The sequence below is a fragment of the Flavobacterium sp. Root935 genome (assembly GCF_001429295.1).
Taxonomy (GTDB): Bacteria; Bacteroidota; Bacteroidia; order Flavobacteriales; family Flavobacteriaceae; genus Flavobacterium.
The window spans coordinates 510,685-528,357 of record NZ_LMJL01000008.1 but is presented as its reverse complement, the minus strand read 5'-3'; the positions used below and the strand labels follow the sequence as shown (position 1 = coordinate 528,357).

Genomic DNA, 17,673 nt, shown 5'->3' with positions numbered 1-17,673 from the left:
AATACTTAATTGCGATTAATTCGTAGATACATAAAAAATAACCAATACTTCATAACCAAAACCAAAACAACAATGAAAAACAGGAACTGAATCTTCGCGAAAACGATTTATTAGTAAGTTTTTAACTATAGAATTTTAGAAAAATAACTTTGGCAAGCCTTACTATCACTGACTTTATAGAAATTATCCATGTTTATGAATAACTTGTCCATTTCTTAACATTTCATTAGCACTAATTTCGTCAGTACTATTTAACCAATTAACCAATATCACAATGGAAAAACTTAAACTTTTATTATTAGCCCTTTGCTTTGGCTTCTCAATTAATACCTGGGCACAAAAAACAGAAGTGTCCGGTGTAGTTTTAGATGACAAAGGCATTCCACTGCCAGCCGCCAATGTACTAGAGAAAGGTACAACGAATACAGTAACAACAGATTTTGATGGGAAATTTAAAATTTCAGCTTCAAACAAAAATGCGACACTTATATTTTCCTTTATGGGATTTGATGATCAACCGGTAAAATTAGACGGGACAAAATCAAATTATACGGTTAAATTACAGTCAACAACAACTAACTTAGAACAAGTAGTAGTTGTAGGTTACGGAAAAGGATCTCGAAAAAACCTTACTACTTCTGTAACTTCTGTAAAAGCCGAAGATTTAAACCGAGGAGCAATCAGTGACGTGGGACAGCTTTTGCAGGGTAAAGTTTCTGGTTTGAACATTTCCTCTAGTGGTGACCCAACTAAAACAGCATCTGTAGTTTTGCGTGGAGCATCAACATTAAATAGTTCTCAAGGACCATTTTATGTAATAGATGGAATTCCAGGAGTCGACATTTCTGTAATCGCTCCAGATGACATTGCTACAATTGACGTTTTAAAAGATGCTGCTGCAACAGCAATCTACGGTAACCGTGCGGCAAATGGTGTTATCATGGTAACCACAAAAAAAGGAAGTAAGGGCAGAACACAAATTGCATACAATGGTTATGTGGGCTGGGAAGAAGTTTCAAATAATCTGGACATGATGAATGCAGATCAGCTGAGAGCTTTTACAACTAAAAACAATTTGAATTTTACTCCAGAAAATGATAAAGGCGCTAACACTAACTGGCAGAAAGAAATTTTAAGACCAGGACGTGCGGCATCAAGCAGTCATAACTTGTCTATGAGCGGAGGAGGCGATCATGGAAACTATACCGCAAGTATTACTTCTCTTAACAAAGAAGGAGTAATGTTGAAAAGTGATTTTTCTCGTATCATTGCTCGTTTGTCAGTCGAACAATTTGCTTTTGATGATAAGGTTAAATTTGGTTTAAATGTTACTAATTCTAGTACAAAATATCAAAATGTACCACAGCGTAATACTGTTCTTTTACAAGCAGCAAGTTATCTTCCTGTGTCGCCAGTAAGAAATGCTGATGGAAGTTATTTTGAAAATTTTGTCAGCCCAGGATATTTCAACCCAGTAGCTTTAATCGAGCATGGTACTGACGAAACTAAAACGGATAACCTTGTTGGGAATCTTACTGCAGAAGTAAAACTACCATTTGGAATTACTTATAATTTGAATTTAGCACATCAAAGATTAACTGCATCTCATGGAGAATTTTACGACAGTTATTATTCACAATACAATAGTGCCAACTTCTACAACAATCCAGATCCTCCTTTGACAAAATCTTTGGTAAATTTTGGTGTAAATGGTTCTGCATTGAGAAATTCTTATGAAACAAGAAACAATATTATTGAGAGCTTCTTTACTTGGGATAAATTAATAGGAGAGCACAAAATAAAAGCGGTTTTAGGGTATTCTTGGCAAGAAAACACTTTAGGTGATGGTTTTCAAGCTACAACAACAAACTTTCCTGTAGACAATGTTGGATATAATAACCTTGCTTTAAGTAATTACACTTCTGTTAATGGGTATGTAGTAAATTTTGGAGATAGTAAAGCATATCAAAAAACACGTTTGATCTCATATTTTGGACGTTTAAATTATAACTATAAAGATAAATATCTTTTACAAGGATCTCTTAGAAGAGATGGAGGCTCTATGTTTGGAGCAAATAACCAGTGGGGATATTTTCCTTCTGTAGGTGGTGCTTGGAGATTAGACAAAGAAAGTTTTATGCAGAATCAAAGCTTTTTTAGTGATTTGAAAATCCGCGGAAGCTGGGGGGTAACTGGAAACTCTTCTGGATTTAATGCTTACACAGCTCAATTTATTTCTGGAAGTTTAGGAACTTTCTATTATAACGGACAACAAATTGGAGCTTACGGGCCTAACCAAGCCGCTAACCCAGATTTGAAATGGGAAAAAACAGCTACTTCAAATATTGGAGTTGACTTCGCTATCTTAAAAGGAAAAGTTACAGGTTCTGTTGATTTATATAATAAAAAGACAACAGACATGATTTTCAATTATAATGTTAATCCTGTACTTGTACCAGTAGGAACAATTGTTGCAAACGGTGGTACAATGTCTAATAAAGGTATTGAGGTTAGTTTAAGCACAACTCCAGTTAAAACAGCAAATTTCAGCTGGACAACTAATCTGAATTTATCACATAATAAGAATGAAATCGTAAAATTAACCAGTCCATTCTTTGTTGGAGGTGATTCCATTCGTCGTGTACAGCCAGACGGTGGTGGACAAACAGGAAGTACATTACAAATCTTTAAAGAAGGAAAACCTTTAGGACAATTCTTTACATTGAAATATGCAGGAAAAAATGCTGCAGGAGTTTCACAATACTATGATAAAAATGGTGATTTAACTACTACACCTCAAATTGGAGTAGATTATCATTATGCAGGAAGCGCACAACCAAAATTATTGGTAGGATGGGCAAATAATTTTCAATACAAAAAATTTGATTTAAGTATTTTCTTCAGAGGAGTATTTGGTAATAAAATTTTCAATGCAACTCGTGCCGATTTATTCAGGCCAAGCACCGCAATGACCAATAATATTTTAGTTGATGCAGGAAATGAATCACCAAATGACTTAAACTCTTACAAGTATTCAGACCGTTTTATAGAAGACGGCAGTTACGTAAGACTAGACAACATGACTTTAGGATATAATTTTGGTAAGGTGGGCAAATACATACAAAGCGTACGTATTTACCAAACAATAAACAACGTATTTGTTATTACCAAATACACAGGAATTGATCCGGAAGTAGAACAAGGAGGAACAGCTCCGGGTGTAGATTCAAATAATTTCTATCCAAAAACCAGAACTTATATGTTTGGTTTAAATGTGATCTTCTAAAAATTAAATGCTAAAAATTATGAAAAAGATATTAAAATATTTAGGACTTCCAGTACTTATAGCTGGTTTAATATGGTCTTGTGACGATCTAGAAGTGCCTATTACAACACAATTAACACCTGAAGTATTTCCTCAAAACTCAACACAATATATTCAAACTACTGGACCTGTTTATGCAGCTTTCCGCGGTGAATTTTCATTTGCCTGGTGGTGGTCTCAATCTTTATCTACAGATGAAGCTATTTTGCCGTCAAGAGGAGGTAACTGGTTCGATAATAGAAACTATATTTCGATGCATTATCATGATTGGAATGCTGATAATGGTATTATCGGAAGTCTTTGGGATTGGTCTTCTAAAGTGATAGGAACAAGTAATCAGGCAATTTCTATTTTAAGACAAACAATGCCGGAGGGTGCAGAGAAAAAAACTTTGATTTCAGAGTTAAAAACTATGCGTGCTATTTCGTATTTCATGTTAATGGACAGTTATGGAGATGTACCTTTAGATACCTTATATGGAGATTTTACATCTCATGCTAAAACACCAAGAAAAGAGGTTTTCAATTTTATTGAGAGCGAATTAAAAAATGCAGTTCCTAATCTAAATCCAGCAGCAGGAATTACAACCTACGGTAGACCAAATAAACAGACTGCTAATGCAATGCTTGCTAAATTGTATTTAAATGCTGAAGTTTATACAGGGACACAACGTTATAATGAATGTATTGCAGCTTGTGATGAGGTAATTAACTCTAATTTATATGCTGTTGAACCAAGAGCGACGTATTTGCAAATGTTTTATCCAGCAAACGGACCACAAATGAAAGAGTTCATTTTTGCAGTACCTTATGATCCAGCAGCCGTTACAGTTGGTTATAACGGACAAATGTATCACGCTCGTTATGATGTGCCACGTTCTGAAAGAACTAAGTTTGGTCTTCCTTATACACCAAGTGCACCAAGAAGTACGCTGCCAGAATTTTATGCTTATTTCAATGATGCAAATGACATTCGTAACAAACAGTGGCTTACGGGTCTCCAGTATATGAATGATGGAGTTACACCAGTAATGGTTACTACAACCAAAAAAGGATATGATCAATTTTATACAGGATCTGATGGCGGTGCAACTTACACGTATCAGGTAAATTTAACACCAGATATTATCCTTCGTCAAAGTGTAGCCTTATTCGATCTTGGAAACGATGAAATTGCTTGGAATATGGGGTATAGAAATATTAAATTTTATCCAGATGCAACATCAACAAATCGTAACCAAAAGAACGACGTTCCTTTCTTGCGTTACTCAGATGTTCTTTTAATGAAAGCAGAGTCAATTCTTCGAGGTGGAGCAGTAACTTTAGGACAAAGTGCAGATGCATTAGTAAATATGGTTCGCTCTAACCGTACAACATCTGCAGCCTTGAGCGGTGTAACTTTAGAAGAGCTTTACAAAGAAAGAAGCCGTGAATTTGCTTGGGAAGCTTGGCATAGAAATGATATGATCCGTTTTGGAAAATATGAAGGACAATGGGGATACAAAACCAACACAGATGTTTATCGTCGTGTTTTCCCAATTCCAACGAACGCGATGGTCTTAAATCCAGCCCTGATTCAGAACGATGGATATTAAAAATAAAGTTTTAGTTAAGTACGCATTGTAACCCAATTTTAATTTTGAAAAGGAGAAGAGCGTAAAAATTCTTCTCCTTTTTTACTAAAGAAAAACTGGTTTCTAGTTGCTCGTGAGAACCAGTTCAGTTTCATTTTCATTTTTTTGAATGAATGCAAAGCTTAATCAAATGCCGATCTTGAAAGTCAATGAAAGATTAAGCTTTGTACCATTCTATCAATTTATACTTTAAAGAATAATATAACTCTTTGTTGTTTAGAAAATAGTATCTCTACTAATTTCAATTAGCCTATATCCGAACAAAAAAATTTGTCTAAACCATATTTGCCCCACCAATAAATAGAATAAATGAAACTAAATAAAATCTATAAAATAGGACACATTGTAATAGGTTTAACTCTTATTTTTTTAGTGTCATGCAATGCTCAGAAAGCTGTTAATTTAAAGAAAAAACAGCTGTCTGATATGGTATATCCGTTGTTGGACACCGAAAATTCTAGATGGTTTTACTTTTCATCAGCAAGTCGTCCCTTTGGAATGGTAAACCTAAATCCTGATACCGAAATTAACGGCGATTGGGGTGGCGGTTATAAATATACTACAGATACAATTAAAGGTTTCAGCCACATTCACGAATGGCAAATGTCAGGAGTATCAGTAATGCCCGTAACAATTGCACCAGAAAATAAACCAACAATCTTTAAAGACTTTTATTCCAAATTCAGTCACCAAACCGAAATCATTACTCCAGGATATCATTCTTTAAAACTAGATCGTTATCAAATAATTACAGAATTAACCAGCACACAAAGAGTTGGTTTTCATAGATATACTTTTCCTGTAAAAGCACAAAAAGCAGTTCTTTTTAATTTGAACACTATTTTAGGACCTTGCGAAAATACAAATGGGAAATTAGAAAAAAACAATGATTATGAACTTTCAGGATCATTAGTTTTGAGTACCAATTTTAGACGTCCAAAACCATTAACCGTATTTTTTAAAATTAGAACCAATCAGCCTATTACGACTATAGAAAGAGATAATCTAACAGGAAATTATTTAGTTTATTTTAATAAAACAAAAGAACAATTATTGATGAAAGTGGGAATATCCTACACTTCAATTGAAAATGCCAATAACAATATAGAAACCGAATTACCAAATTGGGATTTTAATAAAACAGTTGATAATTCCAGAAATGAATGGAGTAATTTATTAGGAAAGATAAAAATAGAAGGCGGAACCGAAACCGATCAAAGAAGATTTTATACAGATCTTTGGCATGCCCTGCAAGGGAGAAAAATGATTAGTGATGCAAATGGATCCTATCCTGATAATACAGGGGAAAAATTCAGGGTGGGACATTTGCCTGTAAATGCAGATGGAAAACCAAAATTCAATCATTACAATTCAGATGCTTTTTGGGGTGCACAATGGACAATAAATAATCTTTGGGGACTTGTATATCCTGAAATTATGGAAGAATTTGTGTATTCGCTCATGCAGTATTACAAAGACGGAGGCATGATTCCGCGCGGACCTTCTGGAGGAAATGATACTTACGTCATGACAGGAGCTTCTGCAACACCATTTATCGTAAGCGCTATTCAAAAAGGAATTGTAAAAGATGATTTAGAGGAAATTTATACCGCACTCAAAAAAAATCATATGCCAGGCGGTATTATGGAAAAAGCAGGATATGAACATAATACGAACATTGGAGGCGGATTAAAATATTATTTGCAAAAAGGATATGTACCTTATCCGCTTCCAGAAGGTAATTTCGGAAGCCATGAAGACGGTGCAAGCCAGACTTTAGAATACGCTTACCAAGATTGGACTTTGGCACAATTGGCTAAAAAATTAAATCATAAAGAAGATTATAAGTATTTCATGAAAAGAGCCCAAAACTATCAGAATATTTTTGATAGCAAAATAGGCTGGGTGCGTCCGAAAAATGTAGAAGGAAAATGGCGAGAAAATTATGATCCGTATCAATATGAAAATGGATTTATAGAATCGAATGGAGCGCAGTCAACCTGGTTTGTGCCGCACGATATTGAAGGTCTGGCAGTTTTGATGGGAGGAAAAGAGAAAGCTGTCGTAAAATTGAATACTCAATTTGAAACCGCTAAAAAACAAAAGTATACTTCAGGTACATCGCACGATGCAGAATTACACCCAGAATTCAGTAGAATTCCTGTAAATTTTGGAAATCAGCCATCTATGCAGACCTCTAATATTTTTACGGTTTTAGGAAGACCAGATTTAACACAGTATTGGACAAGAAACGTAGTAAAAGAAACTTTCAGCGGATTATCACCTTCAACGGGATATAATGGAGACGAAGATCAAGGATTAATGGGAAGTTTAAACGTTTTGCTCAAATTGGGTTTATTTCAAATGAATGGAGGAACAGACCAAGATGCCGTTTACCAGATAGGAAGTCCAATATTTAATAAAATTTCGATAGATTTAAATCCAAAGTATTATTCAGGGAAAACATTTGTAATTAAAGCAGCCAGCAACAGCAATGAAAATGTTTATATAAAAGACATAAAATACAACCATACAGAAGTACAAAATTTTAATCTTTCACACCAAGATATTACCAGTGGAGGTGAGTTGATCTTAGAGATGGCTTCTCAACCAAACCCTTAAAACTAAAGAAATAATACACAATGAAAATAATATCCAAGTTTATCTTTTTTTTAGGAATATCAATTTTTAGCGCAAGTACGGCTAAAGCACAGCAAACAGTTCATCAATATGTAGATCCGATGATAGGATCAGAAGGAGTTGGGCGGGTTTTCATTGGTCCGTCTTGTCCATACGGAATGGTAAAGCCAAGTCCAGATTGTACCTCAAGTCCCAACAGCGGCTGGCTTCCAATGCCAAAAGAAGTTACAGGTTTCAGCCAGGTACACGTAAGCGGAACAGGCGGAGGCCCGAAATACGGAAATATTCAAATCATGCCATTTTCTGGAGCTTTAGATAAAATGGATCAAACATCCTTTAGAACAGAAGAAAATGTAAAACTCGGATATTATGAAACTGTTTTTAAAGAAAATAAAATCAAAACAGAAATAACCACTGGAGAAAAAGTATCTTTTTACCGTATTACTTATCCCAAAAACATTTCAAAAGAATTAAAAATTGATCCCGGATTTTTTCTGGGAGAAGAAAAGATTCCAGATGCCAGAGAAGCTCAGCAGTTTGTAGGTTCGCAGATTGAAATCGTTTCGGATACCGAAGTTCGAGGATACAGCAGAATAAGAGGCGGATGGAATAACGGACGCGCTTATACCGTTTATTTCTGGGCAGTTTTCGATCAGCCAATTGCAAAATATGTAATCTTTAAAGATGGGAAATTTTACAACAATCAAAAAGCGCAGTTTGATTCAGGAAAAAAAACTGGAGCTCTCATTTCTTTCGGAAACACAGGAAAAGAAGAACTAAATGTCAAAATAGGAATCTCATTTTTAAGTGACTTAAAGGCAAAAAATAATATTGAAGTAGAAATCCCACATTGGAATTTTAATACTGTTTTAGCTGAATTAGAAAATAAATGGGAAACATTATTAAACCGAATTAAATTATCGGAAGATACATCAGATGCTTATAAAAAAATGTTTTACACAGGTTTATATCATACCATGATTATGCCAGTTGACCGGACAGGAGAAAATCCGTTATGGACAAATGATGAATCATATTACGACGATTTTTATACAATTTGGGATACGTTTAGAACTTCGAGCCCTCTAATTACTTTGATTGACAGCAAAAGAAAAGTTGAAATAATCAATGCGATGCTGAACATTTACAAACGCGAAGGATATCTGCCAGAAGGAAGAAGCGGAAACGACAACGGAAGAACTCAAGGAGGTTCTAACGCTGAGGTTGTTATAGCCGATGCTTTTGTCAAAAACTTAAAAGGAATAGATTACGAAATGGCGCTTCAGGCTATGATCAAAGACGCGACAGTACCGCCGGGAGGAAATGAAGAAAAAGAAGGAAGAGGCGGATTATTAGATTATCTAAAATTAGGTTACGTTCCCTACGGAACAGACCGCGCCGGAAACCGAACAATCGATTATGCATACAATGACTACAATATTGCTATTGTAGCTAAGGGATTAGGTAAAATAGATTTGTACAATCAATACATGAAACAAGCAGACAGCTGGCAGAATTTATGGCGTTCGGATTACGAAAATAATGGCGCCAAGGGTTTTATTATGCCAAAAGACAAAGATGGAAAATGGCTGGATGATGTTGTTTTTGGAGAATCAAAAATTCAGAAACCTACTTTCAAATATACGCCAGTAATTATCGAATCTCCTTGGTATGTCTGTCATTGGTGTGTGTTTTTCTACGAAGGAAATTCATGGGAATATTCATTTAGCATTCCGCACGATGTTCCAGAACTGGTTCGTAAATCTGGAGGAGAAAAAGCTTTTGAAGAAAGATTGAATACCTTTTTTAACTCAGATTTATATAATGTTGCCAACGAGCCGTCATTCTTAACACCATGTCTATATCACTGGATCGGGAAACCGTATAGGAGCAGTGACAGAATCAGGACGATTATCAAAAATAATTTCAATACCTCAAGAGAAGGTCTGCCTGGCAATGATGATTCTGGGGCAATGTCTTCCTGGCTAGCTTTCCACATGATGGGATTGTATCCAAATGCAGGACAGCCTTACTATCTTATTAATACACCTTTGATAAAAGAAACAACGATACAATTGGAGAATGGTAAAAAGTTTAAAATCTCAGCTAAAAAAATGAACGATAAAAGCAAATACATAAAAGCTGCTTGGTTAAACGGAAAACCGTACAATAAAGCGTGGATTTTACACGATGATATAAATAATGGAGGAGAATTAATTTTAGAAATGGATTCAAAACCTTCCGTATGGGGAACAACAGTTTTACCGCCAGCAAAATAAAATGATGAACAAGATGAAAAAAATAATAGTAGTATTTCTGTTTTTATCATTTTATGAAACAGGAAAAGCACAAACCTACATTCCGACACTTAAAAACAATACAGAACTGAATTATGTCTGCAAATTGCACGGACAGACCAGAACTTTATCCCTTAAAGCGGAAACAGCAAAAGGCGGTCTAACGTTTAAACTAGAAACTAGAGGCGTAAAAAGTAGTATTGTAATGCTTCCCGAAGCTGTTGAAAAAGGTAACGCCCTAAGCTTTAACCAAGGAGAATATGCGCCAGTTTTAAACTTAAAACCAACAGAAACTTTTTTTATGATTTCAAGATCGGCATATCAAGATCTAATAAAAAGTAGTTCATTCGTTTATAATAACACAAATTATGTCTTAGATAAAAGCGAAGATAAAAATCCTGTTTCTATTGATGGAAAAATAGTCGATGCTTTGCACGTAATCGCGCAAATTGATGAAACCGAAATGTGGATCGTAAAAAATACTGAATATCCGTTAATCTGTAAAATAATTAAAAACCCGTTAGGGATAAATTTTGTTTTGGTGAAAGTGGATGATAAGTAAAGAAAATATTTTCCCTCCTGTTGTTTTGTAGTGCTGCTCTTTTTTTATCACAAAATGAGTATTTATTGAGAAATCGTTTGCGTAATAGTGAAAGTATTGAAATCTTAGTTTAAATTTACGAGAATTAAATTTTAAACTATAAATAATTGAAATTATGAGATTATCAGTCATCATCACTTTACTTTTTTGCTGCATTTGTTTTGGACAGAATAATACAGACACCAGTTTGTATATGAAGTCTGATAAAATTACTTATTTGACAGATATTGGCTCAGAAACAGGAGATTTATATAAAACCATTGGACATCACGGTCCAGCTGTTGAAAATGAATGGATGGCTTTGAGAATTTATTTTAGCGATAAAGTAGCGATTGACGTTTATTCTAAAGCTAAACCAGGTTTAGAGTTAAGAAAAGCAAATTGGTACCCAACACCGCAGCAGCAAAAAGAAGGATGGGGAGCTGATTATTATAAAGTAGCATCAACTGTTGGTTTGGGAGGTGTAAAACTTTGGGACGGCGAAAAAGTTGTGCCTTTAAATCCAGTAACAAATCGTTTAGCACGTGTAGGAAAAACAGATACTACTTCGTGGATGGAAATGATTTCTAGAGGGGTGCCATACAAAGGAAAAAAAGTAGACATCTTAGTTCGTGTTACAGTGTTTTCTGGTAAAAGAGAGGCTAAGGTTGAAGCAGTTTCTTTAAGCGGAGAAAAAGTGCAGTTTGCTACAGGAATTAATTATTTCAAAGATTTTGGAACTAAAAAAGGAACAAATTATATCGCAGTCTGGGGAAAGCATCCCGAAGATGTTGCCGCTGAAATCGTAGAGATTGGAGCAGCAATTATTTATAATCCAAAAGATTATGAAAAAAGTACAGATGACGGAACTCAATATTTATTGATCTCAAAACCTACGAAAAATTTACAAACAACAATTATTTCTTCAAGTGCAAGAGAAACAGAATTAAACAATTTAGATAAATTGGAAGCTTACATTAAAAAATAAAGCATAAAAAATACATGTTTAGAATATCGGCTATAGTAGTACTATTACTTTTTTTATATTCCTGCAAATCGCAAAAGGTCTCTAAAAAAGAAGTTCAAATCGCTTTTATAGCCGATGTTCATTTACAAGATATTTTTGCAAAATTTGAGGATAACGATTATCAGGGAATCAAAAATCCGATTACTGGCGAATATGCCAATATCAGAACAATGAATTCTCAGCTGCATTCTACCAGAATTTTCAATGAAAATTATTTTGCCTTTTTAGAGGCCTTGAATAATATTGTAAAAAGAGGTATCAAACAAGTTGTGCTTCCAGGCGATTTTAGCGATGACGGACAACCCGTTCATGTGCGCGGATTGAGAAAAATACTTAATGGATATTCTCAAAAGTATGGTTTATCTTTTTGGGTGACCACAGGAAATCATGATGTTGTAAGGCCATTTTCGCAAGATGCAGTAAAAACTGATTTTCTGGGTAAAGATGGAAAAGAGCAGATTATAAGCAGTTCTAAAGAAAATGTCAACAAAAATAAAAGTGAATTAGAACCTATTATTACTTCTGATATAAAAAATTGGGGCTATAAAGAAACCATTCACGAAATGCGTGATTTTGGTTTTTTTCCGAAAAAAACAGATTTGTATTGGGAAACGCCTTTTTCAAATTATGCGTATGACCAATATAATTTTGAAGAAGCGCAAAAAGAATCTTCTTTAGAAAAAAGAACGTATGCAATTAAAAATACCAGTTTGTTTCTTACAGATGCCAGTTATGTAGTTGAACCTATTAAGGGAATCTGGCTTTTGGCTATAGATGCCAACGCTTATGTTCCGAATGAAAAATTATCAGGAAAACCAGATAATCCCCAAGATTTTTCAGGAGCCAATACAGGTTACAATAACGTTCTGGTTTATAAAAGCCATTTATTAAAATGGGTGAAAAAAGTTTCAGCAGAAGCGAAACAAAGAGGAAAAATACTGATTGCTTTCAGTCATTACCCGATGGTAGATTTTAACGACAACGCATCGCCTGAATTAAAACAGCTTTTTGGTGCCAATAAAATGCAATTACAAAGAGTTCCTGATGAAGAAGTGGCACAGCAATTTGCAGATGCTGGAATTCACATTCATTTTGGCGGCCATATGCATATTAACGATACAGGAGTAAGAACTTCTGCAAAGGGGAATACTTTGTTTAATATTCAAACACCTTCATTAGCTGCCTATATGCCGGCTTATAAAATATTGACCATTCATTCTGATTCTGAGTTTGAAGTTGAAACAATTATCATTGGCAAAGTCCATAAATTCAATAGTTTATTTCCTTTTTACGAAGAAGAATATGCTCATTTGCAAAACACGAAAAGTGATCATATTTGGAATAAAGAAATTTTAAAAGCTGAAGATTATAAAGAATTTACAAATTGGCATTTAAAAGAATTGGTGCGTTTAAGATTTCTGCCAGAAGATTTTCCAGAAGATTTTCTAAAATCAATTATAAATATTTCAGGCAAAGATTTAGTAGAAATAAATAAAAATACATCAGAGATTGCCAAAGATTTAAAATCAAACTCCCTGTCAATTTCCGATTTTGAATCATGGACTGGTTTTGATATGATTTTCGATTTTTACCGTTTAAAAAATGCCGGTGAATTGGCTGTTTCACAAATTGGAAAAAAGAGATTAAAGCAATATGAATTGGTTTGCATCCAATTGAAAAAATCAAATAATCCCAAACTCGTTTTATGGGCCGAAATATTCTTGAAAACCATGAATGGAGAGCCTTCTGATCATTTTAAAATTGATTTAGAAAACAACAAAATTGATAATTTATCTGTTAAATAATTTTGATATTTATTAAGTCAAAAAGTTTAAATTGCATTTATAATTTATTTTAATGAAACAGCAATCCCTTGTAGCAGTCTTGTTTTTTACCATTTTTTATCATTCTTATTCACAGAATATAAAATTTGCGCATTATAATGACAATAACGGATTGTCTCATAATTCGGTGCGCCATATTGTACAGGATAAGAAAGGTTTCATGTGGTTTGGAACGTTTTCAGGATTAAATCGTTTTGACGGTTACCAGTTCAAAAACTATATGAGTTCTACCCCTGGAAAGAATAAACTATACAACGATGACATAACAGCTTTGGAGCTGGATGAACAATCCAACCATTTATGGATTGGTACCAGAAAAGGATTGACTCTTTTCAAAATGGATACACATGTTTTTACCACTTTTTTTCATAAAAATGAAGATCCAAATAGTCTGCCCGACGACGAGGTGCGATCTGTTTATGTCGATAAATTTAAAAGAGTCTGGGTTGGTACTAAAACAAAAGGAGTATATCTGTTTTTTCTCAAAGAGAACCGATTTGAAAAAATTAAGCTTAAAGGTTTTAATTACGTAAAAGAAATTTTTGAAGACAAAAAGGGCAATGTCTGGATAGGAAGTTATGAAAAAGCATCGGTAGCAAAAATTACTATGGATGCAAAAGGAGCGATAGTAAAGATTAACAATTACACGCTATCTGTTCCAAATTCAAACATAAAAAATCCGTATCTTAATTTTATTTACGAGGATGGCAAATCGGATATTTTTGTTGGAACCCGTGAAGGATTATACAAGCTCGATCGAGCCACTGACCAGTTTGTGAATTTATATATAGAAAACAAACAAATTAGAGGCGCTTTAGGTCCGTATTTTTTATCAGTAGCCCGCGCTCCAGACGGAAAATATTGGGTAGGAACTTTGGGAGGATTGTTGGTTTGTAATCAATTAGAAGACATTCAGAAAGGAAATTACAAATGGTATTATTCTATTTTATCAGATGATACTTCACTTGTAGATAATTTAATTTCAGCCCTTTATTTTGATGCATCAGGAGTTTTGTGGATTGGAACAGAAGATGGATTGGATAAGTATGATCCTTATGAAAATCAGTTCACTTTAAATAAAGATATATCACGTTCTATTGGCAATCAGGCACCTCGTATAAGGGGTTTTGCTAAAACTTATGACGAAAAAGTGATTGTGGCAACCTATCACAACGGACTTTTTATTTCTAATACAAAGGGCTCAACTCCTTTGCACAATACAGGAAAAGACATTGCCAGTATTTATTCTGATGATGGAAAAATATTTTATTGTGGTCTTTGGGATGGTAATATTTTAGTTTACAATTACAGCACAAATTCTTCGAGAGAAATAAAAGCTGGATTTGATAAATCGCCTGTTTTTGCTTTTAGAAAAATTACAGATGATTTGATGATAGTGGGTTCTTTTGGAGAAGGCGCAGTGATTTTGAATACTAAAACACTTCAAGTACAAACTTCTAGTAAACTTTTGCCAGACTTTCAAATTAATGCCATTGAAAGAGATGCCAAAAACAATGTTTGGTTTGCCACCGAAACAGGAGTGGTAAAATACAATATCAATTCAGGAAAAATAGAAACCTATTCATCCCTTTTTATCAAAGAAAAAGGAGTGCCGCACGATGAAAATGTCAGCGATATTTTAGTAGATGCAAAAGGAAAAATCTGGGCGTCAACACGTTTTGGATTATGTTTATACAATCCGAAAAATAATCAATTTGAGCCTGTAAAAAATCTAAAAGAACTTTCAGGCAAATGGATTACCGATATTTTATCTGATGCCAACGGAAATTTGTGGCTGAACATCAATAATAATAACATTGCTTTTGTTAAATCTAATTTGAAAGATATTAGTAGTTATCACGTAAACAGCGGTAACAGACTAGACGTTTTTAGTTCTAGCGGCTTTTTTTACTTTAATAATTCTAATATTTTCCTTGGAGGTAAAAACGGAATTATTTCTTTTTCACCGCCAGAAATGAAAAGAAATAAATGGTCGCCATTGCCTGTCATATCCGAATTTAAAATTCAAAATGAGGAAGTATTTCCCGAAATGGAGATCAATGGAGAAATTCCGCTTTCAAAAGATTTGAATTATGGAAAAGAAATAGAACTTACCCATAAAAACCGCAATTTTTCGATTCAGTTTTCTGCTCCTTCATTTGCAAATGAAAAGCTGAATAAATTTCAATACATGCTGGAAGGTTTTGATAAACATTGGATTACGGCAAATAGTACTTCTAGAATAGTCCAGTATACCAACCTTTATCCAGGAAATTATGTCTTTAAAATAAGAGCAAGCAACAGTGACGGATATTGGAGTAAATCGGTTTCATATAAAATAAAAATCCTGCCTCCTTTCTGGCTTACGCCGACTTCTTTTTTACTGTTTTTAGCACTTTTATTTGGTGTTTTTTATTTCATCAGAAAAGAAATTAAAAACCGAATTCGTTTAAAGCAAGAATTGCTTACTGAAAAAGTAAACAGGGAGCACGACATTAAACTGAACAATGAGAAGTTACGCTTCTTTACCAATATTTCGCATGAATTAAGAACCCCGTTAACGCTTATTTTAGGTCCGGCAAAACAGCTTTTGGACGAAAGCAGCAATGCTACCGATTATGAAAAAAGCAGATACAATCTGATTTATCAAAATGCCAGCAGATTGCTGAATTTAGTAAATCAAGTATTAGATTTTAGAAAAGCACAATCTGGTGAATTAAAATTAAAGGTAACTCAAACGGATATTCTTGCTTATTCGAAGAATATATTCGATTCCTTTAAAGAAATGGCTTATAATAAAAAGATTAAGCTCAATTTTATTACTGAAGATGAGGAAATAAATGGCTGGCTGGACAATGATAAATACGATAAAATTCTTTACAATCTGTTGTCGAATGCCTTAAAGTTTACTAATAAGAACGGAAACGTAGATTTTTACGTCAGGCTGAAAGATAGTGTTGAAGATATTTTAGTAATCGAAGTAACGGATGACGGAATAGGAATTCCATTAAAGAGTCAGGATAAAATTTTTAAACGTTTTTATCAGGCAACAAACAGTAAAGCCAATAATACAGGATCTGGTATTGGTTTGTCGCTGGTAAAATCTTTAGTAGCAATTCATAAAGGAACCATTTCTGTAGAAAGCACACCAAGTAAGGGAAGTACGTTTAAGGTTGAAATTCCAATTGACAGAGCATCTTATGAACATAAAGAAGTTTTTGAATATGCGCTGAAAAATGATAATCTGAGTATGCTTATTCCAGAAAAAGCGGCTAAGAAAATCATTCAGAACACGGAACTTAAAGAGAAAATATTGGTAATTGAAGATAACAGTGAACTCAGAAAATATCTGGTTGACTATTTGTCTGATTATTACAAAGTTTATGATGCAGAAAATGGTGAAGAAGGTTTGAGAATCTGCAGACAAATTAAACCCATTTTATGCGTTACCGATGTTATGATGCCCGTGATGGATGGACTTGAATTTTGCCGACAACTTAAAAACGATGAGTTCATTAGCCATATTCCCGTGGTAATGCTTACTGCCCTTTCTGAAAACATGGATAAAGTTAAAGGGTACGACATGGGTGCAGACGGCTATTTGGTTAAACCCTTTGAGCCATTACTGCTAAAAACAGTGATTGAAAACATGATTAAATCAAGGCTGGAGCTTAAACAGAAATTCTCTGGAGAAGTAGAAGGAAAAATCAGCATGCTGACTCACTCTCCAATTGACGAAGAATTTATGGAAAAAGTTACCAAACTAATCAATGATAATTTAAGCGAAGTAGATCTTTCAACAGAATTTCTATGCGATAAACTGGGAGTTAGTTCTTCAAAATTGTACAGGAAAATTAAAGAACTGACCGATTTGGCACCAAACGAATTCATCAGAACCATTCGTTTAAAAAAATCAGCAGAACTGCTTAAAACTAAAAAGTATAATGTATCAGAAGTCACTAATTTGGTTGGTTTTAATGATCCATTATATTTTAGCCGTTGTTTCAAAAAACAGTTTGGTTTTCCACCTAGTAAAATAATCAATTAGTTTTTAGCCGCTACTTATACGAATTATTTTTCGAAACATAGCCTAAGGTTTCCACTTTCGGCGCGCGTTTCAAATTCGCATTGCAAATCCACAATCTAATTTTTCAGGCTTTCTCACACAGTCTAAACCGTGGGCTGTATTAAAATGCGGGAATTAAAAAAAGTCAATAAAAAAGTATAAAAATCTTACAATAATTAAAATTATCCATGTTTTTGATGTATTAATCCATTTTGAACGGTAGATGTAATTCTATTTTTGTCTTATAACTTTTAAACTTTT

General features: G+C 34.1%; 8 protein-coding genes. All 8 read left to right on the top strand.

Going from position 1 to position 17,673, the window contains the following annotated elements; all coding sequences use genetic code 11:
- The first annotated feature begins 274 nt into the window (after positions 1-274).
- The 8 genes from ASE40_RS07545 to ASE40_RS07510 all read left to right on the top strand — a co-directional run bounded on the left by ASE40_RS07545 (position 275) and on the right by ASE40_RS07510 (position 17,394).
- Complete coding sequence (locus ASE40_RS07545; protein WP_057116337.1) at positions 275-3,286, top strand: SusC/RagA family TonB-linked outer membrane protein; 3,012 nt, start codon at positions 275-277, stop codon at positions 3,284-3,286.
- Between the two features lie 19 nt (positions 3,287-3,305).
- Entirely contained in the window at positions 3,306-4,919 is a 1,614-nt protein-coding gene (locus ASE40_RS07540; RefSeq protein WP_057116995.1) for a RagB/SusD family nutrient uptake outer membrane protein, read from the top strand.
- 348 nt (positions 4,920-5,267) lie between these two features.
- Positions 5,268-7,580 (top strand): GH92 family glycosyl hydrolase, encoded by a 2,313-nt coding sequence (locus ASE40_RS07535; protein ID WP_057116336.1) that lies wholly within the window; start codon positions 5,268-5,270, stop codon positions 7,578-7,580.
- Between the two features lie 20 nt (positions 7,581-7,600).
- On the top strand, positions 7,601-9,877 hold the full coding sequence (locus ASE40_RS07530; protein ID WP_082586774.1) for a GH92 family glycosyl hydrolase: 2,277 nt from the start codon (positions 7,601-7,603) through the stop codon (positions 9,875-9,877).
- 13 nt (positions 9,878-9,890) lie between these two features.
- Positions 9,891-10,457, top strand: coding sequence for a hypothetical protein (locus tag ASE40_RS07525; RefSeq protein WP_057116993.1), 567 nt, complete (start codon positions 9,891-9,893; stop codon positions 10,455-10,457).
- 154 nt (positions 10,458-10,611) lie between these two features.
- Complete coding sequence (locus tag ASE40_RS07520) at positions 10,612-11,463, top strand: DUF4861 family protein (protein ID WP_057116335.1); 852 nt, start codon at positions 10,612-10,614, stop codon at positions 11,461-11,463.
- A 14-nt stretch (positions 11,464-11,477) separates the two neighbouring features.
- Positions 11,478-13,307 (top strand): metallophosphoesterase family protein, encoded by a 1,830-nt coding sequence (locus tag ASE40_RS07515; RefSeq protein ID WP_057116334.1) that lies wholly within the window; start codon positions 11,478-11,480, stop codon positions 13,305-13,307.
- 52 nt (positions 13,308-13,359) lie between these two features.
- Entirely contained in the window at positions 13,360-17,394 is a 4,035-nt protein-coding gene (locus ASE40_RS07510) for a two-component regulator propeller domain-containing protein (RefSeq protein WP_057116333.1), read from the top strand.
- The last annotated feature ends 279 nt before the right edge of the window (positions 17,395-17,673 follow it).

What these genes read in the sequence shown, in the direction of transcription:
- ASE40_RS07515 (WP_057116334.1), top strand. Translation starts at nt 11,478, where the DNA reads ATGTTTAGAATATCGGCTATAGTAGTACTATTACTTTTTTTATATTCC.
- ASE40_RS07525 (WP_057116993.1), top strand. Translation starts at nt 9,891, where the DNA reads ATGAAAAAAATAATAGTAGTATTTCTGTTTTTATCATTTTATGAAACA.
- ASE40_RS07545 (WP_057116337.1), top strand. Translation starts at nt 275, where the DNA reads ATGGAAAAACTTAAACTTTTATTATTAGCCCTTTGCTTTGGCTTCTCA.
- ASE40_RS07530 (WP_082586774.1), top strand. Translation starts at nt 7,601, where the DNA reads ATGAAAATAATATCCAAGTTTATCTTTTTTTTAGGAATATCAATTTTT.
- ASE40_RS07535 (WP_057116336.1), top strand. Translation starts at nt 5,268, where the DNA reads ATGAAACTAAATAAAATCTATAAAATAGGACACATTGTAATAGGTTTA.
- ASE40_RS07520 (WP_057116335.1), top strand. Translation starts at nt 10,612, where the DNA reads ATGAGATTATCAGTCATCATCACTTTACTTTTTTGCTGCATTTGTTTT.
- ASE40_RS07540 (WP_057116995.1), top strand. Translation starts at nt 3,306, where the DNA reads ATGAAAAAGATATTAAAATATTTAGGACTTCCAGTACTTATAGCTGGT.
- ASE40_RS07510 (WP_057116333.1), top strand. Translation starts at nt 13,360, where the DNA reads ATGAAACAGCAATCCCTTGTAGCAGTCTTGTTTTTTACCATTTTTTAT.